At 60.9% G+C, this 23,508-nt stretch carries 19 protein-coding genes; 9 read left to right on the top strand and 10 right to left on the bottom strand.

Features of this window, described 5'->3' with window-relative positions; genetic code table 11:
• Positions 1–130 precede the first annotated feature (130 nt).
• The gene (locus QD356_RS04265; protein WP_192838097.1) at positions 131–1,579 is read left to right on the top strand and encodes an amidase; all 1,449 of its coding nucleotides are present in this window, start codon (positions 131–133) and stop codon (positions 1,577–1,579) included.
• 240 nt (positions 1,580–1,819) lie between these two features.
• Here QD356_RS04265 and QD356_RS04260 read toward each other — a convergent pair whose 3' ends face one another.
• A complete protein-coding gene (locus QD356_RS04260; protein WP_225996405.1) occupies positions 1,820–3,661 on the bottom strand; it encodes a dipeptidase in 1,842 nt (613 codons plus the stop codon).
• 261 nt (positions 3,662–3,922) lie between these two features.
• Positions 3,923–4,813 carry a LysR family transcriptional regulator gene (locus tag QD356_RS04255; RefSeq protein ID WP_043332186.1) on the bottom strand — a complete coding sequence of 297 codons (891 nt, stop codon included), beginning with the start codon at positions 4,811–4,813 and terminating at the stop codon, positions 3,923–3,925.
• Positions 4,814–4,947: 134 nt separating this feature from the next.
• Between QD356_RS04255 and QD356_RS04250 the strand changes: the two genes are divergently transcribed.
• The 3 genes from QD356_RS04250 to QD356_RS04240 all read left to right on the top strand — a co-directional run bounded on the left by QD356_RS04250 (position 4,948) and on the right by QD356_RS04240 (position 9,536).
• The gene (locus QD356_RS04250) at positions 4,948–6,063 is read left to right on the top strand and encodes a 4-oxalomesaconate tautomerase (RefSeq protein WP_192838096.1); all 1,116 of its coding nucleotides are present in this window, start codon (positions 4,948–4,950) and stop codon (positions 6,061–6,063) included.
• Positions 6,064–6,246: 183 nt separating this feature from the next.
• On the top strand, positions 6,247–7,380 hold the full coding sequence (locus QD356_RS04245; RefSeq protein WP_225347941.1) for a tricarboxylate transporter: 1,134 nt from the start codon (positions 6,247–6,249) through the stop codon (positions 7,378–7,380).
• A gap of 176 nt (positions 7,381–7,556) precedes the next feature.
• A complete protein-coding gene (locus tag QD356_RS04240) occupies positions 7,557–9,536 on the top strand; it encodes a tripartite tricarboxylate transporter permease (RefSeq protein WP_043332191.1) in 1,980 nt (659 codons plus the stop codon).
• Positions 9,537–9,661: 125 nt separating this feature from the next.
• On the opposite strand, the gene QD356_RS04235 is transcribed toward QD356_RS04240, so the two are convergent.
• Entirely contained in the window at positions 9,662–10,684 is a 1,023-nt protein-coding gene (locus QD356_RS04235) for an AraC family transcriptional regulator (RefSeq protein ID WP_192838095.1), read from the bottom strand.
• A 436-nt stretch (positions 10,685–11,120) separates the two neighbouring features.
• On the opposite strand from QD356_RS04235, the gene QD356_RS04230 reads away from it, so the two are divergent.
• From QD356_RS04230 to QD356_RS04220, 3 genes are all read left to right on the top strand, one after another.
• The gene (locus QD356_RS04230; protein ID WP_192838094.1) at positions 11,121–12,308 is read left to right on the top strand and encodes a CNNM domain-containing protein; all 1,188 of its coding nucleotides are present in this window, start codon (positions 11,121–11,123) and stop codon (positions 12,306–12,308) included.
• A 252-nt stretch (positions 12,309–12,560) separates the two neighbouring features.
• The gene (locus QD356_RS04225; protein WP_192838093.1) at positions 12,561–13,406 is read left to right on the top strand and encodes an enoyl-CoA hydratase/isomerase family protein; all 846 of its coding nucleotides are present in this window, start codon (positions 12,561–12,563) and stop codon (positions 13,404–13,406) included.
• A 147-nt stretch (positions 13,407–13,553) separates the two neighbouring features.
• Positions 13,554–13,796, top strand: coding sequence for a YdcH family protein (locus QD356_RS04220; RefSeq protein WP_054555932.1), 243 nt, complete (start codon positions 13,554–13,556; stop codon positions 13,794–13,796).
• Positions 13,797–13,884: 88 nt separating this feature from the next.
• Here QD356_RS04220 and QD356_RS04215 read toward each other — a convergent pair whose 3' ends face one another.
• Both QD356_RS04215 and QD356_RS04210 read right to left on the bottom strand, forming a co-directional pair.
• On the bottom strand, positions 13,885–14,664 hold the full coding sequence (locus QD356_RS04215; RefSeq protein ID WP_192838092.1) for an NYN domain-containing protein: 780 nt from the start codon (positions 14,662–14,664) through the stop codon (positions 13,885–13,887).
• A 111-nt stretch (positions 14,665–14,775) separates the two neighbouring features.
• Complete coding sequence (locus QD356_RS04210) at positions 14,776–15,654, bottom strand: LysR family transcriptional regulator (protein ID WP_192838091.1); 879 nt, start codon at positions 15,652–15,654, stop codon at positions 14,776–14,778.
• Between the two features lie 167 nt (positions 15,655–15,821).
• Between QD356_RS04210 and QD356_RS04205 the strand changes: the two genes are divergently transcribed.
• Positions 15,822–17,021 (top strand): oxidoreductase, encoded by a 1,200-nt coding sequence (locus QD356_RS04205; RefSeq protein WP_192838090.1) that lies wholly within the window; start codon positions 15,822–15,824, stop codon positions 17,019–17,021.
• Positions 17,022–17,137: 116 nt separating this feature from the next.
• Here QD356_RS04205 and arfA read toward each other — a convergent pair whose 3' ends face one another.
• Complete coding sequence (arfA, locus tag QD356_RS04200) at positions 17,138–17,317, bottom strand: alternative ribosome rescue factor ArfA (protein WP_043332202.1); 180 nt, start codon at positions 17,315–17,317, stop codon at positions 17,138–17,140.
• A gap of 891 nt (positions 17,318–18,208) precedes the next feature.
• On the opposite strand from arfA, the gene QD356_RS04195 reads away from it, so the two are divergent.
• The gene (locus QD356_RS04195; RefSeq protein ID WP_192838089.1) at positions 18,209–19,618 is read left to right on the top strand and encodes an NAD(P)/FAD-dependent oxidoreductase; all 1,410 of its coding nucleotides are present in this window, start codon (positions 18,209–18,211) and stop codon (positions 19,616–19,618) included.
• A gap of 242 nt (positions 19,619–19,860) precedes the next feature.
• Here QD356_RS04195 and QD356_RS04190 read toward each other — a convergent pair whose 3' ends face one another.
• From QD356_RS04190 to QD356_RS04175, 4 genes are all read right to left on the bottom strand, one after another.
• A complete protein-coding gene (locus tag QD356_RS04190) occupies positions 19,861–20,517 on the bottom strand; it encodes an HAD family hydrolase (protein WP_192838088.1) in 657 nt (218 codons plus the stop codon).
• Positions 20,514–21,446 (bottom strand): phosphodiesterase, encoded by a 933-nt coding sequence (locus QD356_RS04185; RefSeq protein ID WP_192838087.1) that lies wholly within the window; start codon positions 21,444–21,446, stop codon positions 20,514–20,516. The genes QD356_RS04190 and QD356_RS04185 overlap by 4 nt, the downstream gene beginning before the upstream one ends.
• 182 nt (positions 21,447–21,628) lie before the next feature.
• Positions 21,629–21,796, bottom strand: coding sequence for a hypothetical protein (locus QD356_RS04180; protein ID WP_153635554.1), 168 nt, complete (start codon positions 21,794–21,796; stop codon positions 21,629–21,631).
• Positions 21,797–21,933: 137 nt separating this feature from the next.
• Positions 21,934–23,292 (bottom strand): ammonium transporter, encoded by a 1,359-nt coding sequence (locus QD356_RS04175; RefSeq protein WP_107335007.1) that lies wholly within the window; start codon positions 23,290–23,292, stop codon positions 21,934–21,936.
• Positions 23,293–23,508 lie beyond the last annotated feature (216 nt).

The following is a 23,508-nucleotide window of genomic DNA, read 5'->3' as shown; positions in this document are numbered from 1 at the left end:
TGCGGCCCTCCTTCGCCCTTTTCAAGCCTCGCCATGCCTTGAGTTTCCCCTCTCTGACCCAAGGCCATGCAGAAGAGACAGATGACTGTCCTCAACAAGAATATCGCCATCCAGCAGCAGGAGAGCCGCCATGCGTGACGTCGAATTTCCTCAACATCTTTCGCCTCATACTGCCAAGGATGACCTGACGGCGCTGGACGCCGAGCAACTGGCACGCGGGTATCAACGCGGTGAGTTCAATCCGTTACAGGTGACCCGAGCGGTGCTCGATCGTATCGAGCGACTCAACCCGCTCGTCAACGCCTATGTGCATGTCGCGCATGACACGGCGCTGAAGGAGGCGCGTGAATCCACGCAACGCTGGCAGGCCGGCAAGCCATTGAGTCCGCTCGATGGCATTCCGACCTCACTGAAAGGCCTGACCGATGTTGCCGGCATGCCGGCGAGAGCTGGCTCCCTGATCACGACGGCCGCGCCATGCCAGCAGGATGCACCGCCGGTCAGGCGCTTGCGTGAGGCAGGCGCGATTCTACTGGGCAAGACCAACACCCCCGAGTTCGGCTGGAAGGCCGTCACCGACAACCTCGTGCATGGCACCACCAGCAATGCCTGGAATACCGAACTGACACCCGGTGGCTCTTCCGGTGGCGCGGCTACCGCCGCCGCCCTCAATCTGGGCGTGCTGCATCAGGGCGGTGACTCCGGTGGGTCGATTCGTATCCCTGCCGCCTTCAGTGGCATCTTCGGCTTCAAGCCCACCTTCGGCTGGACACCGCAGTGGCCACCCTCCAAGGCTGCCTTTCTGTCCAGCATCGGGCCCATGACCCGCAGCCCCCGTGACGCCGCCGCCATGCTCAATGTCATCGGCCGTCACGATGCCCGGGACCCCTACGCCAACCGCGGCCAACCCGAGGATTGGGGCGCGGATATCGGCATGTCGCTGGCAGGACTGCGCATCGCCTACTCGCCATGTTTCGGGTGTGTCGAGGTCGACCCCGAGATCGCAAGCCTGGTGGAGCGCGCCGCACAGCGTCTGACGAACCTTGGCGCGGACATCGTGACAGTCGATCCCCCGGTCGCGACAAGCCTCGAGACGTTTCGCAAGATCTGGTTCACCGCCTCGCTGGGGCTCTGGGATGACTGCGATGCCCAGCAGCGTGAACAGCTCGACCCCGGGCTGGTCGAGAATGCCATGTGTGCACGAGACTGGTCGTCGCTGGATCTCTTCAAGGCACTCGAGGAGCGCTACCGGATCACCCAGGCGCTGGAGCAATTCAATCAGGATTTCCACCTGTTGCTGACACCCAGCGTCGCCGTCACTCCCTTCGCCCTGAATCATCAGGTACCCCCGGATAGCCAGATGCATGACTGGGAGGAATGGGCACCGTTCTCGTACCCCTTCAATCTGAGCGGCCAACCTGCGGCGTCAGTGCCCTGTGGCTTCACGTCTCAGGGGCTGCCCGTCGGCTTTCAGCTGGCAGGCGGCAAGCACGATGATGTGCGACTGCTGCGGGCTGCCGCTGCCTATATGGATGCCTACCCTACCGCGCATCCCGCGGAGCCCTACCGCCCGAGGTGAGATCGCGGCCGCACTGGCTGATCGACCGGCCTTCACATACGACAACGCCCGCCACTGCCCCTTCATCAGGGCGGTGGCGGGCGTTGGCCGTGATGCCTGTCATCCAGGCAACAGGCTATTTCCAGGAACTATTTCCGAGAACTATTTCAACGAGCTATCAAAGTGGCTATTTCACAGGGCTATTTCAATACACCATGCAAAAGGCGATTCACATGAACGCGGCCCCGTGAGCCGCCCCGGTTACTTGAGCGAATCCTGATTGCCGATGCGCGCCATCATCTCTGTGAACATCTGGATGTCGAGCATCAGGTTATCGACCCGCTTGAACTCCTCGGAGGTATGCCCGGTATAGGTCTCGCCAGGCATGGACGGGCCGAAGTTGATCGCATTGGGCAACAGCTTGGCGGTCGTGCTGCCCGCGGAGGAGCGCGGCTCGGCCTCCATGCCGGTGGTATCCCCGAAGATATTGAGCAGCGTCTGCAGCCAGGCACCGCTGGTGTCACGCAGCATCCAGTCGCGAATCTCGACGTTCAGCGTCATGTCCATGCCCTGCTCGCTGGCATAGGCGCTCAGCTTGTCCTGAATCGTCTGGCTCAATTCCTCAGGTGATTTCTCGCCGGCGGGCGCACGCACATTGACCGCGACCCGCAGCGCATCGTCCTCCCTGGCGAAGAAGGTCGGCGTCACCTTGAGCGGCCCCATGAAATCATGGGAATACGCGATGCCCAGCTGCTTGCCGTGATAGTCCAGCCCGTAGTTGTCGTTCAGGTAATGGATGGCATCTTCATAGGCATTGTCATGGAAATCGATGCCGGAAGTGGCGAGCAGGCCCGCCAGCCGTGTGACAGGATTGACGCCGTTGGCCGGCGCCGAGGAGTGGGCCGACTTGCCGGTCACCGTCACGCTGACCTCTTCGCCTTCCACCTCACTGGCGACGCTGAAGTCCTGGCCATGCTCCTTGACGTAGCGGCTGCCGAGCGTTTCAAGCTTGTGACTGAGCGCCTTGGCGCCCGCTGCGTCAGCCGCCTGTAACGTGGCGGTGGAGCGCTCCGGAATCTGGTTGGTCGCCAGGCCACCCTTGAAGTCGGTGATCGTCGGCAGAGCGTCGACTGCCTGATCAGATGACGCCTCGCCCGCCTTGGGCGTCAAGGGGAAACGCGCATCGATGGTACCGAAACCATTCTCGGCCGTGATCGCCGGATAACCGCTATCGAGCACGATGTTGTATTCCGGCAGGTCATTTCTGGCCTTGTAGTACTCGAAGCCATCACCGCCGGTCTCTTCCGTGGTCTCGATCATCAGGCGAATGGTGCGCTTGAGCGGCACCTCATTCTCCTTGAGCGACTTCATGGCATACAGCGCCGCGGCAATCGAGGCCTTGTCATCTTCGGTGCCGCGCCCGAAGAGCTTGCCGTCGATCTCGGTCATCGCGAACGGGTCGAGATGGGTACCGTCGTCGAGTGTCCAGCCCTCCTCGCCTGCCGGTACCACATCGCCGTGGGTCAGAATGCCGAACACGTCATCGCCAGTTCCCTCGAGCTCAACCTCGAAGACGCGATTGTCGACGTTACGGAACGTCAGGCCGAACGCCTCGGCACGCGCCTTGATCAGCTCACCGAAGCGCGCGATTTCCGGGTTCTCGAATTGCGGCTTCTCCCCCACCTTGGCGGTCGGGATCGCGACCATTTCCTTGAGCAGCGCCTGGACGTCATCGCCGTACTGCAGACGGTTGTAGACCCCCAGCAGACGATAGATGTTGACGAAGGCGTCACCTTCCAGCGTCTCACCGGCCTGATACTGCTCGATGGCGGCCCTGACCGCCGTGTCCTGTGAATTGCGTTCGGCAACCTGGGTCAGAAAGCCATTGAAGTCCGGCGCCAGCTCCTGCCGGCCCTGTTCGATCAAGCTGACCAGCTGCGCACGCTTGAGCGTATGTTCACCCTGCGGTGCGCGCTTGCCAGTGTCATCGGCCGCCATCGGCTCGTCTGCGCTGACAGGCAGCGCGCTGCCGAGCCCGAGTGCCAGACCCAGCGCGAGGGCCGTCTGACGAGAGGTGGCGTGAGTGGCTGTGCGGGTACTCATGGGCATGTACATCCTTGTGTTAGGCAAGACGCCACGTCGTCAATGGCCGCAGAGACAAGCGATGAGGAGAAGACCCTCACCGACGCCCGGCGGCAGCTGACCACGCGACATCAAGACGGTTTCATCGGCCTTGCCGTGAAACATGAATGTCTTATACACAACCATCTTATGTACTAGGCCACGCCACGCCAACCCTGGCGAGAGGTGCCTGCCACTCTGCGCTCCATTGTGGCCTTGGCCCCCTCACCCCAGACGAGCGACTCAGTTCCAGCGCTTGAGCAAAATCTCGATGAACAGCTCCGCAATCGGCGAAAGGGATTCACCGCGCCGCCGCAGCAGGCCAATGGTCCGGTCAATGCGCGGTTCGGGCAGTTCACGCTGACACAGCACCTCGTGTTCCGGCCCCGGCATGGCCATCGACGGCAGGATGGCGACGCCCAGCCCGCTCTCTACCAGACCCAGTGACGTCGAAAGGTGCTGTACCTCGTAGAAGCCATCCAGATGCAGGCCGGCGGACAGCAGGGTGTTGTCGAGCAGAATGCGGTTGCCGCTGTCACGCGAGACCGTGATCAGGCGCACATCGTCCAGGTCGCTCCATTCCACGCGCTGTTTCTGTGCAAGAGGATGGTCTCGACGCAGGGCCAGCACGAAGGGATCACGATAGATGGAGGTGAAATCCACCGCCGGATGGTGGGCACTGACCATATTGATACCAAAGTCTGCCTCCCCCGAAACCACCCTTTCGACCCCTTCATTGGCACTGACATCCAGGATGCGAATCCGGATACCGGGATAGGCGGTATTGAATTCGCGCACCACGCTGGGCAGGAAGTAAAAGGCTGCCGTGGGCAGGCAGGCGATGGTCAGCACCCCCTTGCGGTGGGTGGCAAGCTCGCGGACGCCGACCAGAGACGACTCGTAATCTTCGAGCAACTTGCGGGCTTTGGGCAGGAAATCACGCCCAACGGGCGTCAAACGACTTCTTCGCGTGGTGCGCTCGAGCACCTTGGCGCCCAGAATTTCCTCCAGTTTCTGGATGCGGCGCGACAACGCCGGCTGCGAAATATGCAGCCGTTCTGCCGCCTCATTGAAGGAATGATTCTCGGCGACCTCGACGAACGCCGACAGATCCAGAAACTCCAATCTATGCATGCAACTACCTTATTGTTTCAGTTTTCGGATTAATGCGCACAATGATGACAGTATAGGTTTTATTTGCATTTGATGCATAGATCATCGGCTGTGATGCTTCACGAAGGCGCAAACAGACAGGAGCGCGTTCCAACATGATGCATTCACTTCCTTGCATGATCCTACGTGGCGGTACCTCTCGGGGTCCCTTCCTGCGTCTGGATCACCTCCCCGCCGATGACGAAGGCCGACGCGAAGTTCTGCGTCAGGTCATGGGCTCCGGCCACGTACTGCAGATCGATGGTCTGGGCGGCGGCAATTCGTTGACCAGCAAGGTCGCCCTCGTCGGGCCGCCCAGTCATCCTGAAGCTGATGTCGATTACCTGTTCGCTCAGGTCGACGTAGAAGGCGACAAGGTCGACTTCTCGCCCAACTGCGGCAACATGCTGGCCGCCGTCGGCCCCTACGCCATCGAGACCGGCATGATTGCGCCACAGGGTGACCTGACGCGTCTGCGGATTCACAACCTCAATACCCGCACGCTGATCGACAGCCAGGTGCCGACGCCCGCTGGCGCGGTGGCCTACCAGGGCGACACGCGCATCAGTGGCGTGCCCGGTGCCGGCAGCGCCATCAAGCTGGGCTTCCTCGGCGCGGTGGGCGCCAAGACCGGCAAGATGCTGCCCAGCGGCCAGGTCATCGACGTGATTGATGGCGTCGAGGTGACCTGCCTCGACTCCGCCACGCCGGTGGTGCTGATCGAAGCGGCAAGTCTGGGCTGGGCGGGCAACGAAGCGCCGGCCGAGATGGACGCCAACCGCGAGGCGATGGCACGTCTCGAGCAGATTCGCCTCAAGGCGGGGGAATTGATGGGCATGGGCGACGTCAGCGGCTCGGTGCTGCCCAAGCCGGTGATTCTCTCCGCCCCGCGCACCCAGGACGGCACTCTATGCGCCCGTTACTTCGTGCCGCATCGCTGCCATGGCGCCCTGGCCGTCACGGGTGCCATCACGCTGGCCGTTGCGACCAGCATCCCGGGCACCCTGGCCAATCGTGTGGCTCTCGCGGCCGGCACTCTGGCACCGGATAGCCTGGCGGCAAACGTCCATCTGGAACATCCCGCCGGATTTCTGGATGTCGAGGTCGAGCATGCCAATGCCGACCCGATGACCCCCAGCCGCGTGTCTCTGCTGCGCACGGCACGCAAGATCATGAGTGGCGAGGTGTTCTTGAACCTCCCCGACTCGGTGGAGATGCCTGGGCGTGCATGACACGCCAGACGACCGCACTGGCAAGCGCCAGAGGCGAAGAGTTCGTCGACAGGCAACGAGCAGGTACTGCAGTATATTGATTTACAATGAATTTTCGCTAAACGAAATAGCCTGACTGCGCCGCCATGCAGATAGCGCATCACTGATCGACAACGCATTCCAACAATAATCAGGAGTCAGACCATGTCCATCATCGTGTCTACCCCCAAGCGCCAGACCCTCAAGCGTCATGCCCGCACCACCGCATTGGCCTTCATGCTGCCCGTCATGGGCCTGATGCCACTGTCCTCAGCCGTTCACGCCGCGGCGGAAGTCCCTGACACCCTGACCTGGACCGTCCCGTTCGGTGTCGGGGGCGGCACGGACGTCTGGGCACGCTTCATGTCCAACTGGGTGACCAAGGACCTGCCGGGCAACCCGGCTGTCGTCATCGACAACGTCCCGGGCGGTGGTTCCATCACCGGCGTCAACCTGTTCAGCAAGCGTGCCGGCGATGACGGCGACGAGATGGTCGTCACCTCGGCCTCTACCCAGTATCCGGCCATGCTGCGCGACCGTCGCGTGCGCTATGACTATGCCGACTGGGAGCCGATCTTCGCCGCACCGACAGGGGGTGTCGTCTACGCCTCAAGCTCGCTGGGCAAGGACAGCGCCAGTGCGCTCGAGGCCCTCGCCTCCCAGGAAGTGAAGTTCGCCGGCCAGAACCCGACCGGGCTCGAGATGCCGGTGCTGATGGCCTTCGATCTGCTCGATTTCCAGGTCGACCCGGTCTTCGGCATGAAGAGCCGTGGTGAAGGCCGTTTGGCCTTCGAGCGTGGCGAAGTCGCCCTCGACTTCCAGACCACCTCCGCCTACAAGAGCAACGTCACGCCGCTGGTCGACGCCGGCCAGGCCGTACCGCTGTTCAGCCTTGGCGTGATGGATGACGAAGGCCATATCGAGCGCGATCCGTCCTTCCCGGACCTGCCGACCTTCTCCGAGCTGTATCTGGCCCAGGAAGGCCATTCACGTGACGACGAGGCCTACCAGATCTTCCACAAGTTCTTCGCCTCCGGTTACGCCATGCAGAAGATGCTGCTGGTGCCGAAGGACGTGGATCCGGAACTGCTGGAGCTTTACCGCCAGGCCGCGCGTGATCTGGCCAAGGACCCCGAGTTCCTCAAGGAGGCCGCCGAGAAGGTCGGGCCCTATGGCCTGATGGTCGGCAAGGCCGCCGCGACCCAGCTTCAGGAAGCCATGCAGCTGAGCGAAGCCGAGCACGAATGGGTCAAGAACTGGCTGATGGAACGCCACAATATCCGCCTGCAATCTCGTTGAGGCGCGCAATCACACCCGTAACGGTCTGAACCCACGGGTGTGATGGGGACCCACTCACGGGGCTGCCGATCAGCAGCCCCGTGAGCCTTTCACTCCCTGCCTCACCATGCTCTCCCCGGCACCGCCTCTGAGTGTTAGAGAAGCATCTAGAGAAGAACAAGAGGTTGAGTAACGCCATGATCGACACTCTCCTGTCCAGCATTGGACACGTCTTCACGCTGACGCATCTGCTGTTCATGATGATCGGCATCTTCGTCGGCCTGCTGGTCGGTATCATTCCCGGCCTGGGCGGCATCGCCGGCATGGCCCTGCTGCTGCCCTTCCTTTATGGACTGGACCCGGGCTACGCCCTGGGCATGCTGATGGGCATGGTCGCGGTCATTCCTACCGGCGATACCTTCGCCTCTGTCCTGATGGGCATTCCCGGTTCCAGCGCGTCGCAAGCCACGGTGCTGGATGGCTTCCCGCTGGCCAAGAAGGGCCAGGCAGCCCGCGCGCTGACCAGTGCCTTCCTGTCTTCCCTGTGTGGTGGCGTGATCGGTGCCATCATCCTGACCGGCTTCATCCTCGTCGCACGCCCCCTCGTACTGGCCTTCTCGTCAGCCGAATTGTTCGTGTTGACCTTGCTGGGCCTGACGATGGTGGCGGTGTTGTCCGGCAAGAACCTGTTCAAGGGCACCGCAGCCTGCGGCCTCGGCCTGCTGGTCGGTGCCATCGGCGCCGCACCGGCGACCGGCGAGTACCGCATGAATCTGGATATCGACTACCTGTACGACGGCGTGCCGCTGATCGTGCTGGGTCTGGGCATCTTCGCCCTGCCGGAAATCGTCGAGCTGCTGCTGGGACGTGGCAGTATCGCCAAGAACGGCAACACCGACCTGGGCAAGGGCTGGTCTGCCGGCATCAAGGATGTGGTCAAGAACAAGTGGCTGGTTGCGCGCTGTGCCGGTATCGGCAGCCTGATCGGGACCATTCCGGGTCTGGCGGGTTCCGTGGTCGACTGGATCACCTACGGCTTCGCGGTCAAGACCGCCAAGGACCCGAGCCAGTTCGGCAAGGGTGACATCCGCGGCGTCATCGCGCCGGAATCCGCCAACAATGCCTGCGCCTGCGGTGCCATGGTGCCGACACTGCTGTTCGGGGTGCCAGGCTCCGGCACGGCGGCGGTCTTCCTGGGTGGGCTGTTGCTGCTGGGTCTGGAACCCGGCGTGTCGATGATCACCACCAATCTGGACATGACCTACACCATCATCTGGTCTTTGGCGCTGGCCAATATTCTGGGCGCGGGCCTGTGTCTGATGCTGGCGCGTCCGGTCGCGCAGCTGACGCGTGTGCCCTTCGCCATTCTGGCCCCTGCCATCACCGTGCTGATCCTGTTCGCTGCCTACCAGGCCAGCCGCTCGCTGGGTGACTGGGCCGCGCTGGGCATGATCGGCATGATCGGTGTGCTGTTCAAGAGTGCTGGCTGGTCGCGTCCGGCCTTCCTGATCGGCTTCGTGCTGGCACCGGGTGCCGAGAACTACTTCTATCAGAGCATGCAGTTCCACGGCGCCGAAGCCTTCCTGCGACCGGGCGTGCTGATTATCCTCGGCCTGATCCTGCTGGCCTTCTTCCTGCCGGTGATCCGCAAGGCGATCATGCGTCGTCGCCAGACCCATGAAGTGGTCGAGACCGCGCCGTCGCCGGAAGAGGATGTGCTGGAATCGCGTGGCTTCGGTGGCGTCGACTTCCTGCTGCTGTTGATGATGGGCGCAGCCGCCCTGTGGGCGCTCTACGACGTCAGGGATCTGATGCCGCTGGGCAAGGCCTTCCCGACGCTGGCCGCCTTCATCACGCTGCTCTCGGTGATCGCCGTGGTCTTCAACGGCTGGCGTCGCGGCATGATTCGTGTCAAGCAACCGGCCTTCAAGGCAGTGGGTGTGGTACTTGGCTTCTTCGTGCTGATCGGCGTCAGTGCGCTGCTGGGCTTCGTCTCCACCGCCGTGCTGTTCTGCCTGGGCTTCCAGCTCACCATCGCACGCAAGTCGCCGCTCTTCGCAGGGCTCTTCGCGCTGGGCGTGGCAGTCTTCCTGCTCGGCATGCAGGCGGCGATGAATCTGCACTACCCGACGGGTCTGCTGGATGACGTGGTGCTGCCGATGATTCCCTTCCTGTAAGGCCAGCTGGCATCACCAGCACTCAACTCTCGAGTACGACATACGCAAGCGGGCACCCATTGGGTGCCCGCTTGCGTATTGTGACAACCCCAAGCCCATTGTCAGGTGCTCGCCGCCATCACGGTTCAATCGACGCGATGAAACCTGGCTCGTGCCACCTGTGGCGACACCCCGAAATGACGCCGGTAGGCCGTGGCGAAGTTGCAGGCATGGGCATACCCCACCTGATGCGCCACCTGCTGAATGCTCACCCCGCGCCGCAGAGCCTGCTCGGCACACCGCATGCGACATTCACGCTGATAACTGCCCAGTGACTGCCCGAAGGCCTGGCGAAACTTGTGGCGCAAGCCGGAGGGGCTCATGCAGGCCAGCCGCGCCAGCTCCTCCAGCGAGTGTGTGCCATGCGGCACGGCGGCAAGACGCTGGCGTACCGCCTCCAGATGTCGACAGGCGCTGTGGGGGCGCGATGGGGACGCTAATGGCGATGCAGGGAACGGAGGCACCTCCTGTGCCTCACCAGCGCGGCGCTTGAGTGCCGCCCCTAACAACTGCAGCGCGATCCCCTGCCACTCCAGCATCTCACCCTCGCAGGCGGGGGTCGCGGGGGGCGCCGGCGTCTCGCACTCTCCTCGTACGCCCTCACCATCAGGGGCTCTGACACGCTCATCCAGTTGCTGATGAAGCCAGCGCCCCGGCGTCCAGCCCAGCGGACTGGAATGACGCGCGCACGGCAATGCATCCCAGTTCGCCAGCCCCTGCCGTACCTGCAGGGGCTGGCTGGCCTCACCCTCCAGATGCAAGCTGATACAGCGCAGGCGGCCTTGAGGGTGATAGCTCTTCAGCGTCGGCGGCGCAGACTGCGTTCTCGCCGGGCGAAAGATACCGCCTTGCCCCGCGGACAAGTCGACTCCCGCGCCGTCCAGGCCTGATAGCGTCAGTCGCCCTTCCAGCACCAGGCAGAGATAGAGGCCCTCGTGAAACTGATACTGGCCGTGATAGGCGCGTGACACCTCTAGATCACACAGCGTCAGATGCGCATCCCGCCAGGGATGCAGGTTCTGCACCTGCCCCTCGCAATGCGGATATTTCGCTGCTCGCCAGCCTCGCCGCTCGCTGAGCGATGAATGGCGCTGTTGAGGTGAGGCCATGACGCGGCGAGTGGCCCGACTGTCGGCTATGTCTCCAAGCGGCTGTGACATGACGCTGCAAATCCCTGCAAGGTGAATCCTGGTGAAGGCCTATCGCCTGCTGCGGGTCGCACTGACGGCTGAAGGGGCGCACGATGCCACTCAGCGGCCACGCCAGGCCGCGGCTTGCGAATACGGCTGGCGCCCACAAAATACAATGATTACCGAAAGCAAAACAATCTCATTATCATATAAGTATTGCATCTTGTCTCATGTAAAGCCCTGTTCTCTTCTGCAGCCCTCTTGCAGCCCTTTTGCATCCCTCGAGTCAACGGCACTTTGCGGCACAGGCTGGCAAGCTTGGCCAGCAGGCTGAAAACTCTGCGAGAATTCACGGGTTTGACAGTGCTGCGCCTTATGTCACTAATGGATGCCTTTCCCCCTAGGAGCACGCCTCATGTTTCTGTTGATCCTGTTCGCTGCCATCGCGATTGGCATCTCATTCATCTGCTCCGTGCTCGAGGCGGCGCTGCTGTCGCTCTCTCCCAGCTATGTGGCAAGCCTGAGAGACCAGCACCCCAAGCGCCACGCCGCTCTGGCCAAGCTCAAGGACAATATCGACAAGCCGCTGGCCGCCATCCTGACGCTCAACACCATCGCGCATACCGTCGGTGCCACGGGGGTGGGCGCGCAGGTATCGGTCGTCTTCGGGGAAGCCTGGGTCGGCGTGGCCTCGGCGGTGATGACGCTGCTGATCCTGGTGGCCTCGGAAATCATCCCCAAGACCATCGGTGCCACCTACTGGCGTCAGCTGTCGCCGATGCTGCCCGGCGTGCTCAATGCCATGGTCATCGCGCTCAAGCCGCTGATCTGGCTGTCGGAGTTGATCACCTCGCGCATCGGCAAGGATGCTCATGACATCGATGTGCGTGGCGAGATCAAGGCACTGGCCCAGATGGGGCTCGACAAGAAAGCCCTGGAAAATGATGAACAGCGCGTCATCACCAACATCCTCAATCTGCACGAGATGAAGGTGCGTGACGTGCTGACGCCGCGCCCTGTCTGCCAGACGGTCAGTCCCGAGATGAGCGTGGCCGAGTTCAATGACCAGCTGACGATCTGGCCCTTCAGCCGCTACCCGGTGATGACCGACGATGAGCGAACGCTGGGCATGATCCATCGGGCCGATGCCCATCAAGCAGAGCCCACCACGCCGCTCAAGGACCTGATGCGCCCGATCAGCGAGCTGCACGCCGAAGACAACGTCGAACATGCCTTTGGGCTCATGCAGCGCGAACGCCAGCATCTGTGCGTGGTCTACGACAACCTCGGCAACTGGCTGGGTGTCATCACGCTGGAAGACGTGATGGAGACGATTCTGGGCGAGGACATCATCGACGAGACGGACAACGTGGCCAATCTGCGCCGCTTTGCCCGCCAGCGCTGGACCAAGCGTATCGGTGCCAACACCTCAAGCACCCAGCCTTCCGCTGCAACGGCGGCTGGTGAAGGTGCTGTCTCGGGCGATGAAGCTGGCTCTGGTGAAGGTGCTTTACCCGTCTACGAGCACACCGAGAAAGATGCGGGCTCAGCCAATAACTCTGCCAAAGGGCCTGCCAAGAGCGCCGATGACAGCAAGGGCTAGGCTCGTCCCTCCACGCGTGTGACCCGCTCGAAGGCAAAAGTCCCGTGAAAGTCGTTGCCAGATACGACTATCGCGGGACTTTTTTTATTGGCGGCTGTTGATACCGCCTGATAACCCATTGATTCCTCTTGCGAACCCCTACTCTCAATCAATCGAATAATTTCTTTCTTCCAATCTCTCGGTAATCAATCCCCGGACTCGGTGCTAACGTTAATCACACACGACGGGCAGCGAACGAACCGAGATAACATAATGATATACAAGAAATTTACGACGTTCCGCACTGAACAGAAAGGCGCCATTCTGTATGTGACCTTCGATTATCCGCCGGTCAATATTCAGGACATTCCCATGCTGGCCGACCTGACCATGCTGTCGCAGAAGCTCGAGCGTGACAGCGACACAAAGGTGGTGGTCTTCCAGTCAGCCCATCCGGAAATCTTTGTCGCGCATGCCGACGTGGACTTCCTCAAGGACATGTCGACGCATGCGGTCCACCAGGGCGAGGTCAAGCTGCTGGACCTGCAGGTGGTACTCGAGCGCGTAAGCCGCCTGCCCCAAGCGACCATCGCCAAGATTGAAGGTTTTGCCCGCGGCGGTGGTCACGAATTTGCCCTGGCCTGTGACATGCGCTTCGCCGCACGTGGCAAGGCCCGTTTCATGCAGATGGAAGTCGCGATGGGCATTCTGCCCTGCGGGGGTGGTGCCTCACGCATGGCACGTCAGGCAGGCCTTGGCCGAGCGCTGGAAATCATCCTCAGCGCCAAGGACTTCGATGCCGATCAGGCCGCCGAATACGGCACCATCAATCGTGCGCTGGACCCGCAGGAGATCGGTCCCTTCGTCGACTCGCTGGCCGAGCGAATCTCCTTGTGGCCATCAGCCGCCATCAACGCCTGCAAACAGGCCGTCTACGCCTCCATCGACAAGCCCATCGAAGACGCCTTGAAGGAAGAGGCCTATTGGCTCTATCAGGCCACCAGCCAGACCGCCGCCATCAAGCGCTTCCAGAATGCCTATGACAGCGATGTCGAAAACGACATGACCGCCCAGCGCAACTGGGACCAGATCGTGATCGACGTCCAGTCCATCGTTTGAGAATACGTCCTGCAACGTAAGCAAGGATGCCCTTTAGGGGAGTGGCAACACTCCCTCTTTTTGGATTCTCCCACCCCCTTTCTCTTTTTGGATTCTCCCACCCCCTTTCTCTTTTTGGATTCTCCCACCCTATTTCGGAGCCACACCATGCATATCGATGACCACTCCCTGTGCAACGACTTCCCTCAGCAACGTGAACTCATTCTGCGCCTGATCAATGGCAATGAAGAGTTTGCCCGCATAGCGGAAGCCTATACCCGTATCGATATCGAGATTCACGCCCTGGAAGTCGATGAATCGCCGATCGGCGATGACTCCATGCACCAGCTCAAGCACCAGCGTAGCCTGCTCAAGGATGGTCTATACGAGCGAATGATGGCGGCTGAGTAAAGCGACGACTGCTCATTACCTGGAAATAGCGGCCGATTAATATCCATCGGCTTGTGTGACTGACTACCTCTATCATTAGATTGCCTGATCAGCTGGCCTTTGCAGGCCGGCTAGCCTTTTTCCGGATATATAAATGCTGCACACCCCCCTTTACCGGACGATTCCATTTATCCAGATAATCCAGTCCCTGGATCAAGACTCCAAGCTTGCTGGCCCCATGATCGGCCGGTTTGAAGTCAGGCATCTTCTTCTTTAGATAACTTCCTACCGCTGATAAGGAAGTCCAGCCATCTTTCTGCTGCAGCTCATTCACCGCACTCAAGATATGCGACCTCAACTGCCTCTGTGCCTTGGTCGGCTTGACGAGGGCTACCGGCTCAGCGGCCGACTTGCTGACTGGCATGGCCGGGGCGGGCTTCTCAGCCACCTTGCGCAGTCCTTCGCTGTAGATGAACTTGTCACAGGCAGACACGAATGGCTGAGGCGTCTTGTCTTCACCGAAGCCATATACCAGCATGCCGCTCTCTCTCAAACGAGCCGCCAGGCGCGTAAAATCGCTGTCCGAAGAGATGAGGCAGAACCCTTCCACGTTCCCCGAGTACAGCAAGTCCATGGCATCGATGATCAACGCAGAGTCAGTTGCATTCTTGCCCTGGGTATAGCTGAACTGCTGAACCGGATGAATGGCATGACGCAGAAGATGCTCTTTCCATGGCGCAAGATTCGGCGTCGTCCAGTCTCCGTAAGCCCGCTTGATGGTGCTGACCCCCAGTTTTGAAATCTCTGCCAGCAGCGCTTCGCAGATAGCAGCCTGCGCATTGTCAGCATCAACAAGTACCGCCAATCTATTGCGTCCTATCTGTGACATGTATCGCTCCATGATGTACGTCACTGAAATCCTGTTATCTCTCCTTGGGATAATATGTCATGTAATGACCCTGATGATCACCAGATAAGTCATGGCCTTGGCAAACGCCTCCTAGCCGGTTTCAAATCCCTCTATCAAGGCATCCATCAGCACCCTCACTCGCCGAGGAAGAATCGACGTCTCCGGTCGGACGATGTAGATGCTGGTATCTGCGCCGTCCCCACGGATGTCTTCCAGCAGCGGGATCAAGCGTCCAGAAGCCAGGTCATCGGCGATCAGGTAGTGCGGCAGACAGGCAATGCCGCGACTGCCCAGACAGGCGGCATGCAGGGTTTCCAGGGAATTGGAGAGGAAGCCGCAACGCATGTCAGGCAGTGACTTGAGCCCCCAGGCATTGAACCCGCCGGGAAGATTCAGGATCAGGCTGACATGCTCTGCCAGCTCCGGCACTGAGCGCGGCGTGCCGTGGCTTGCCAGATAGTCCGGTGATGCACAGATGACGCGATGGTTGGTGGCCAACCGCCTGGCGATCAGGCAAAGCTCGGGCTGTGCGGTGCTGCGTATCGCCAGATCCATCCCTTCATGGACCAGGTCGACCACCGCGTCCGACAGCGTCAGGTCCACGATCACCTCGGGATAGCGCTCCATGAAGCGCAACAGCAGGGGCATCACCTGCAGCTTGCCCAAGGCATTGGAACACGAGAGGCGAATGCGCCCCTTGAGCGCGCCGCTGCCTTCGGCGATCTCCTGTTCGACATTGCGCAGGCGCTCCTGCAACTCCCGCGTCTCCAGGGCATAGAGCTGCCCCGCTTCACTCAAGCGCATCTGCCGAGTGGAGCGAATCAACAGCTGGGCACCAAGACGCTGTTCCAGCTGCGCGATGCGCTTGCTGATCGCGGAGTGGGTAATGCCAAGCTGGCGCGCCGCCCCGGTGAAGGTACCGGCGTCGACGACGGCGTGAAAGATGTCGAGGTCCGTATGCGTTTTCATATGTTCCATTTGCTCACGGATACTGTGCGCGCACAACGGATTATCACCGTCCGCAAGGCATGTCACCCTGTCATCAGTTCCTGAAATGACAGATTCAGTGCCACATTGTTCGCCATATCCCTTGCCACATCTTTTACTTAACGCGCACCAAGAGAGACATCGCCACCATGACAGACCAGCCGACAGCCTCCGCCCTGTTTACCCCTTTCACGTTGCCAAGCGGCCGGGTGCTCGCCAACCGAATCGTCAAGGCTGCGATGTCGGATTCTCTCGGCGATGGCACGGGGCATCCCAGTGAGGCACAGCTGCGCCTTTACGAGCGCTGGGCAGAAGGTGGCGTGGCGGCGTCGCTGGTCGGTGAGGTACAGCCTGACCACCACCATGCCGAGAAACCGGGCAATCTGGTGCTCAACGCGCAATCCGATCTCGCGGCCTTCACGCAACTGGCCCAGCGCGGTCAACAGCACGGTGCAGACCTCTGGCTGCAGCTCGGCCACGCCGGTGCGATGGCCTACCCACCGACCAGCACGGCGCACGGCCCCAGTGCCCTGGATATTCCCGGGCTACGTTGCGAGGCCATGAGCCTGGAGGCCATCAAGGCATTGCCTGCCGCCATGGCAACGACGGCTCGCCTGGCGCGTGAAGCCGGATTTGGCGGGGTACAGGTACATGCGGCACACGGTTTCCTGCTCAGCCAGTTTCTGTCTCCCCTCTTCAACCAGCGCACGGATGACTACGGCGGCAGCCTCGACAACCGCATGCGCCTGATGCGTGAGGTGATCATTGCCGTGCGTGAGGCCGTTGGCCACGACTACCCGGTACTGGTGAAGCTCAACTCCAGCGACCAACTGCAAGGCGGTTTCGAGGAAGCCGAAGCGCTGCAGGTGATAGCAGCACTCGATGAGCTACCCATCGATCTGATCGATATCAGTGGCGGCACCTACTTCCCCGGCGCGAGCTCCGCGTCGGATGCCAGTGCCAGCGGCCCCTACTTCGTCGAATTCGCCAAGCGTGCACGCGAGGTTACGACCCTGCCCCTGATGGCAACCGGCGGCTTCAAGACACTCGCCCAGGCCGAAGACGCCGTGGCACAGGGCGCCGTCGACCTCGTCGGCCTGGCCCGCCCACTGGCGCTGCATCCGTCACTGCCCGCCCTCTGGCAGGCCGGAGAATGCCCCGCGCCAGAATTCCCGCGTTTCAGCGCGCCGCCTGAAGGCGGAGTGACAGCCTGGTATACCCTGCGCCTGACCCAGCTGGGGGAGGATCGTGAGCATGAATCACTGGGCGAACTGGAGACGGTGCTGGCCGACTATGAAGCCCGCGACGCCGCACGCGCCGAGACCTGGAATGCGCACTTCTCGAACTGAGTCGCTTTCAGTAGGACAGACGCAAAACGCCGCAGCGCTGACGCTGCGGCGTTCATGTTTCAGTCCCTTGCAGTGATGCATGTCAGGTCGTGGGAAACCGCACCAATGAAGCGTCTTCAGGCAGCGTTGTGCACACTGACTGAAGGCGCTTCACTGCCGCCCCTGTTTCCCTGCGACTTGCCCTGGCGCTGATAGCTGCCCTTGCCCTTGCGCGCCTTTACCACGCGTTGCTTGAACATCGGGGTACGCAGCGCCGCCTTGAGCGCGTTGTCCTGCACCTTGCGCTTGTGAGTCATGGTGTCTTCTCCTGTGGACTTTCCGTCACCGGCCCAGTATACGCCCTTTCGGCATGCAGAGTGATCAACCTCCGCTTGCCCCTTCGCTACGTCTGCCAAATGAATAGCCCAGCAAATCCTCCAGCGAGGATCATTCGATAATCTGGCGCCCTTTTCCCTCCTGCCCCCTGTTCTTTCTCCATTCACACAGCACTCACTACTGTGACACCCCTTTTCCATCCTCCTCACACCCCTATTTTACGCAAAATCTCAAAATTACCAGCCCCCACCTGCTTGACCAATAGATCATTTCAGCCCTCCACCCGCTTGACTCAGCATGCCTTGAATAGGCAGAAAATCATCCACCTTCGAATCGACATTGCAACACGGCAATCTTCTTTTCTTTCCACATGGAAAACAAGCCAGATAACGCCATGGAAAGTCACCGCCACAACATCAAAAATATGCATATCAATCAACAGGTTACAAATAAACCACCCAAGACATGAGCCGATAAATCGCATCCTTGCGCCTGGTCTTTCCAAAGAGACACAACCCAAAACAATCTTACCACTAAAGTCTAAACATCCTCGTGATCGTGTACACTTCATACACTCAGAATCAATGCCTCACATTTGAGATGGCGCATAATTTCTGCGAGGATGCCTCACGTTCCGCGAGCAGTAGATTGCTCTAAAGGCAAGAAAAATACGGCTTCCGTGTTCAGGTTCAGCGAAATGTCAGGTGGCCAGTCAACTGGATTCTTTACCTTTCCAGGCCACCCAAGCGCTGGATAACGCTCATTATTATCGCGCTCCACTACATAGGAAAAAGCACCTGGTCAACACGAGATCCCGCAACTCGGGGTTCACGGAACATGACGTCTCATTACAGTCTCAACAGGAAATACCCATGACAAAACGCATTGCGATCATTGGCGCAGGGCCGAGTGGCCTGGCACAGCTGCGCGCCTTTCAATCTGCCGCTGACAAGGGTATCGATATTCCCGAAATAGTCTGTTATGAAAAACAGAGTGACTGGGGTGGCCTGTGGAATTACAGCTGGCGCACCGGTCTCGATCAGAATGGTGAGCCCGTCCACGGCAGCATGTACCGCTACCTGTGGTCCAACGGCCCCAAGGAATGTCTGGAGTTCGCGGATTATTCCTTCGAGGAGCACTTCGGCCATCCCATCGCCTCGTACCCGCCACGTGCGGTGGTCTTCGACTACATCAAGGGTCGAGTCGAGAAGGCAGGCGTGCGCAAGTACATCCGCTTCAACTGCCCGGTGCGCCACGTCAGCTTTGACGACACCCGCGAGCAGTTCACCGTCAGTGTCCATGACCTGCAGGCCGATGCGGTCATTCAGGAGCAGTTTGATCACGTCATCGTGGCATCGGGTCACTTCTCGACCCCCAACGTGCCGGAATTCCCGGGGTTCTCGCAGTTCAATGGCCGCATTCTGCACGCTCATGACTTCCGCGACGCGCTGGAATTCAAGGGCAAGGACCTGCTATTGATCGGCAGCAGCTACTCTGCCGAAGATATCGGTTCACAGTGCTACAAGTATGGCGCTCGCAGCATTACCACCAGCTATCGCACCGCCCCGATGGGCTTTGCCTGGCCGGACAACTGGGAAGAGAAGCCGCTGTTGCTGAAAGTGGACCGCGACACGGCCTATTTCCGCGATGGCAGCAGCAAGAAGATCGATGCCATCATCCTGTGTACCGGCTACCTCCACCACTTCCCCTTCCTGGATGAGCCACTGCGCCTCAAGACGGGCAATCGCATGTGGCCGCTCGGTCTCTACAAGGGCGCTGCCTGGGAAGAGAATCCGCGCATGTTCTACCTCGGCATGCAGGACCAGTGGTACACCTTCAACATGTTCGATGCCCAGGCATGGTGGGTGCGTGACGTGATTCTCGGTGAGATCGCGCTGCCCAGCCGCGAGGCGATGCAGGCGGATAGTCAGGCATGGCGTGACAGGGAAGAGACGTTGGACAGTGATGAATCAATGATCCTCTTCCAGGGCGATTACGTGAAGTCACTGATCTCGGAGACAGATTATCCGAGCTTCGATATCGACGGCGTCAATCGCACCTTCCTCGAGTGGGAGCACCACAAGCACGAGAACATCATGACCTTCCGTGACTACTCCTACCGCTCGCTGATGACCGGCACCATGGCCCCGCGCCATCACACGCCCTGGCTCGACGCGATGGATGATTCGCTGGAAGCCTTCCTGGCGCAGCCCGACAGGAGCGTCAGACAAGCAGGCGGCGAGACAGCCACCGCCGAGCAGCTCGCGACTGACGACGCCTGAGCAGGCCGTCTCAGTCAGCAGCCGTCTGAACGAGCAAGCCGTCTGAGACGACGAGCTTCCTGATCTGTCAGGCAACGAAGCCGCCGAGTCGTGACACGACTCGGCGGCTTCGTTCTATCAATTCACACGTGCAACAGCTCACTCGTGCAGCAGCTCACACGTGCATGAGTGAACCAGAGCATGAGTGAATCAGAGCAAGCGTGCGCAAAGGCCTGAAACTTGCGGTAGGCCCTGCTCAGGCTCTATACCGCTTCGCGACTGTCGCTGCTTGGCACATCGCAAAGTGATGTCAGCGCCTGCGGCTGCGCGATGACCCGCTCCGGTGCCATGCTGGCCAGCCGCTCGGGGCTCTGCCACCCCCAGCTGACGGCAGCGGCACGACACCCTGCCTCGTGCGCGGCGCGAATGTCGCTGACGGCGTCGCCCACCATCCAGCTGCGCTCCACCGCCACTTGCGGCGCTGCCAACAGACCCGCCAGCTTGGCCCCCTTGCTGCCCGCGATCTCACCGCCCAGCACCTGTGACACGCAGTCCGACAGGCCGGCGGCGGCCAGCGTGGCACGAATCATCTCGCTGTGATTGGCCGACAGCACCATGACGTCGCCCTGTTCGGCGAGTGCCGACAAGGCCTCGCGCATGCCGGTGAAGACCGCCGGCGGCGTCGCCTGGCGGGTATAGGCAAAGACATGCGCGGCAAAGCGCGCGACGGCCTCGCCCGTGAAGCCCTGCCCACGCGCCATCTCCTCGAAGGTCACGTTGTCCAGCGACTCCCAGCTATTGCGTTCCAGCACGATCGTCCGCCCTTCCAGACGCGCCGCATGCGCGCAGGCTTTGAGACACAGTGTCAGGCTGTCGGCAATCACACCATCAAAATCAAAGACATATAACGCTTTGTTCATTCTTTTGCTGCCTCAGCTGCCTGCAAGGTGTTGCTCAACGGCTCGCGCTCGCGAGTCGGAATCCGCTCATCGCGCTGCAGAGCGATCAATTCATCGAGCGCCTCCAGCGACTGGGCGGCCTCGAGCGTGTCGTGGAAGAAATAGCGGCGACTGTCATCCATGTAGAGGTGCAGGTGATTGACGATCTGCTCCTGGCCTATCATCAGCACGCCATAGGCCGGCGGCTCATGACTGCCGGCGAGACAATCCGCTGCTGAGACCAGATCCAGCCCGACCTGGTGATTGACGCCCGGCAGGGTCGAGAACGAGAGCCCCCGCCAGACACCGCTGGCCGGACGATGCACATGCCCGAACAGCAAGTGCTCGACATTGCCATGCCGCTGGATCACGTCATGCAGCGCCTGTGAATTCTGCAAGCGGATGTCGTCCATGTAACGGATGCCGAGGACCATGGGCGGATGATGCAGCGCCAGCAGGATACGGCGATCATGATGCGCAGCCAGACAGGCATCCAGCCACGCCAGGCGGGACTCACACAGCAGACCGCCATGCTCCCCCGCGACCGCCGAATCGAGCATCACCAGCACGCAATCATCAGCGCCGGGGCCGAAGGCATGCGCATACTGCACGAAGCCTCCGTCATCGCAGGGCAGCTCCGGGAAGGCGGCCTGCAGAGCCTCACGCGCATCATGATTACCCATGCCGAGGAAATACGGCATCGACAGTTCTTCCAGTACCTCACGCAGCGCCTGGAAGGCGGCCGGTTCACCGCGATCGGTCAGGTCACCGCTGATGATCACGCCCTGAGCATCGCCGTGGTGCAGATTGATATCAGCGACGGCAGCCGCCAGCCGTGCACGTGGGTCCAGCCCGTAAAGTCGCTTGTCAGGAGCGACCAGATGGGTGTCGGTCAGATGGATCAGTTTCATGCTATCGCGCGTTCCATGAGGGCCACCTTGAGGGGCCGCCATTATCAAGCTCTCAGGTGACGACTGCGTGACGCACGCCACACTCTCTTCGCGCAAAGCCAATCGGGTGCATGCCACCTATCAAAAACGCCGCAGCGCTGAGCGCTGCGGCGTTTGATGTGCCGGTCTTGATGCCCGGAGGGTCACGGCGTCTTCTTGCTCTCGAAGGACGCTTTCTCGTGGCGCAGGATGTTGGCGCTCAGCGCAATGCAGACGCCAGCGGCGACCAGCAGGCACACCGCCACGGCACCAGAGTTGCTGAAGAAGAAGGCGTAGTTGCCAGCGTGTACCACAGTATCGACAGTTTCCATTGCAAGACTCCTTACGAAAGCGGATATCGGTTGGGTCTACCAGTACTGCAATAACGGGGCCAGTCAGCGCTTATCTCGACATCATCTTGACAGACCGGCCCCTTCACAATGTGTGCCGGGGGCTCAGCTACCAAGGCTCAGCTGATGTCAGGACGCTTGTCCATCGGCGCCGCGACCACCCCACCGGAACGTGCCGGCACGCTGGAGCTCGTCTCGGAGGACAGGCTTTCCGGATAGGCCTTGGCCGGGACTTCGAACAGGTCCAGCCCCAGTACCTCGACATGCGGCGGCACGCGCAGCAGGTTGAACTTCTTGAGCAGATAGGCCACGCCCCAGCCCGGAATGAAGCCTGTCAGTGCCATCACCACCGCACCTGTCAGCTGGCCGGTGAAGGAAACGTCCGGCACGCCTTCGCCGACATTCGGGAAGCCAGCCGCGAAGATACCCACCAGTACCACGCCGTAGAAGCCGCAGAAGCCATGCACCGCGAAGGCGCCGACGGAGTCATCCAGGCCACGCTTCTCGAGCAGTGCGCCGATCTTCGGCATCAGGGCGCCACCGGTGACCGCCAGCACGAAGGCCAGCCCCGGGTTGTAGAGATCCAGCCCCGCCGCGACGGTGATGATGCCGCCCAGCGCACCGGACATGGTCCAGAAGGGATCACGCGAGGACAGATAGGCACCGATCACGCCGCCACCGAAGCCCATCAGGGTATTGAAGGCGAAGGCAGAAAGGTTGGTGCGATTGCCATAGATGGTGGTCCAGCCGATGTCACCGGTGTTGAAGATGATGCAGCCGCCGAGGAAGCCGAAGAAACCGACGATGATCAGCATCAGGCCGATCAACGTCATCGGCATGTTGTGCGGCGCGATCACCTGCGGCTTGCCATCGTCACTGTACTTGCCGATGCGCGCGCCCAGATTGAGCAGCACGCCCAGCGCGAAGAAGCCGGCCACGGCGTGCACCACACCGGCGGCGCCGACATCGTGGTAGCCCAGCTTGTGCAGCATCCAGCCATCCGGATGCCAGCCCCAGGCGCCCGCCATGATCCAGACACCGGCGCCGAGAATCACCGCCAGAATCAGGAAGGCCCCCAGGCGAATGCGTTCGATCACCGCCCCCGAGAGGATGGAGCCGGTAGTCGCGCCGAACAGGGCAAAGGCGGCGAAGAAGATGCCGGTGCCCATGTCATCGGCGTCCGGACGCATGCTCGCGCTCCACGGCAGAGCGGCGGACGCCTCGATGGGGATCAGCCCGTTGGGGAAGGCGTTGTAGATCCACCAGCCCACGAAGTAGAAGGCGGGGATGATCGAGGCCAGCGTCAGCACGTTCTTCATGCCGGATGCCAACGCATTCTTGGAACGCGAGGCACCGATCTCATAGGCCAGAAAGCCTGCATGGATCAGGAACATGATGGCGGTACACCACCAATAGAACACCTCGATGTTCATCGCCTGATGCATATCCAATATGCTTTGCAACGTCTTTTCATCCATCGTCTTTTCTCCTTTACCGGAGCCTGTGGATCAGCGCGCTTCACTGTGCAAGCGGCACTGCCCGTCCGGGGGTTGTTGTTGTTTTTCAAGGGGACCTGCTGGATAAAGCAAGCGACATGCCAGATGACCCTCATTGGCCACCCTCAGCAATTTGTTGTTTTTACTGCATCATTCTTGAAACCGAGGGCTCCTCTTCAGATATGAAGCCCATGGAGC

The organism is Cobetia sp. 2AS (assembly GCF_029846355.1).
GTDB lineage: Bacteria > Pseudomonadota > Gammaproteobacteria > Pseudomonadales > Halomonadaceae > Cobetia > Cobetia amphilecti.
The sequence above is the reverse complement of the archived record's forward strand: the minus strand, read 5'-3'. Positions and strand labels throughout refer to the sequence as shown.

Excerpts from the sequence above, each read along its gene's own strand:
- QD356_RS04265 (WP_192838097.1), top strand. The coding sequence starts at position 131 with ATGCGTGACGTCGAATTTCCTCAACATCTTTCGCCTCATACTGCCAAG.
- QD356_RS04260 (WP_225996405.1), bottom strand. The coding sequence starts at position 3,661 with ATGAGTACCCGCACAGCCACTCACGCCACCTCTCGTCAGACGGCCCTC.
- QD356_RS04255 (WP_043332186.1), bottom strand. The coding sequence starts at position 4,813 with ATGCATAGATTGGAGTTTCTGGATCTGTCGGCGTTCGTCGAGGTCGCC.
- QD356_RS04250 (WP_192838096.1), top strand. The coding sequence starts at position 4,948 with ATGATGCATTCACTTCCTTGCATGATCCTACGTGGCGGTACCTCTCGG.
- QD356_RS04245 (WP_225347941.1), top strand. The coding sequence starts at position 6,247 with ATGTCCATCATCGTGTCTACCCCCAAGCGCCAGACCCTCAAGCGTCAT.
- QD356_RS04240 (WP_043332191.1), top strand. The coding sequence starts at position 7,557 with ATGATCGACACTCTCCTGTCCAGCATTGGACACGTCTTCACGCTGACG.
- QD356_RS04235 (WP_192838095.1), bottom strand. The coding sequence starts at position 10,684 with ATGGCCTCACCTCAACAGCGCCATTCATCGCTCAGCGAGCGGCGAGGC.
- QD356_RS04230 (WP_192838094.1), top strand. The coding sequence starts at position 11,121 with ATGTTTCTGTTGATCCTGTTCGCTGCCATCGCGATTGGCATCTCATTC.
- QD356_RS04225 (WP_192838093.1), top strand. The coding sequence starts at position 12,561 with ATGATATACAAGAAATTTACGACGTTCCGCACTGAACAGAAAGGCGCC.
- QD356_RS04220 (WP_054555932.1), top strand. The coding sequence starts at position 13,554 with ATGCATATCGATGACCACTCCCTGTGCAACGACTTCCCTCAGCAACGT.
- QD356_RS04215 (WP_192838092.1), bottom strand. The coding sequence starts at position 14,664 with ATGTCACAGATAGGACGCAATAGATTGGCGGTACTTGTTGATGCTGAC.
- QD356_RS04210 (WP_192838091.1), bottom strand. The coding sequence starts at position 15,654 with ATGAAAACGCATACGGACCTCGACATCTTTCACGCCGTCGTCGACGCC.
- QD356_RS04205 (WP_192838090.1), top strand. The coding sequence starts at position 15,822 with ATGACAGACCAGCCGACAGCCTCCGCCCTGTTTACCCCTTTCACGTTG.
- arfA (WP_043332202.1), bottom strand. The coding sequence starts at position 17,317 with ATGACTCACAAGCGCAAGGTGCAGGACAACGCGCTCAAGGCGGCGCTG.
- QD356_RS04195 (WP_192838089.1), top strand. The coding sequence starts at position 18,209 with ATGACAAAACGCATTGCGATCATTGGCGCAGGGCCGAGTGGCCTGGCA.
- QD356_RS04190 (WP_192838088.1), bottom strand. The coding sequence starts at position 20,517 with ATGAACAAAGCGTTATATGTCTTTGATTTTGATGGTGTGATTGCCGAC.
- QD356_RS04185 (WP_192838087.1), bottom strand. The coding sequence starts at position 21,446 with ATGAAACTGATCCATCTGACCGACACCCATCTGGTCGCTCCTGACAAG.
- QD356_RS04180 (WP_153635554.1), bottom strand. The coding sequence starts at position 21,796 with ATGGAAACTGTCGATACTGTGGTACACGCTGGCAACTACGCCTTCTTC.
- QD356_RS04175 (WP_107335007.1), bottom strand. The coding sequence starts at position 23,292 with ATGGATGAAAAGACGTTGCAAAGCATATTGGATATGCATCAGGCGATG.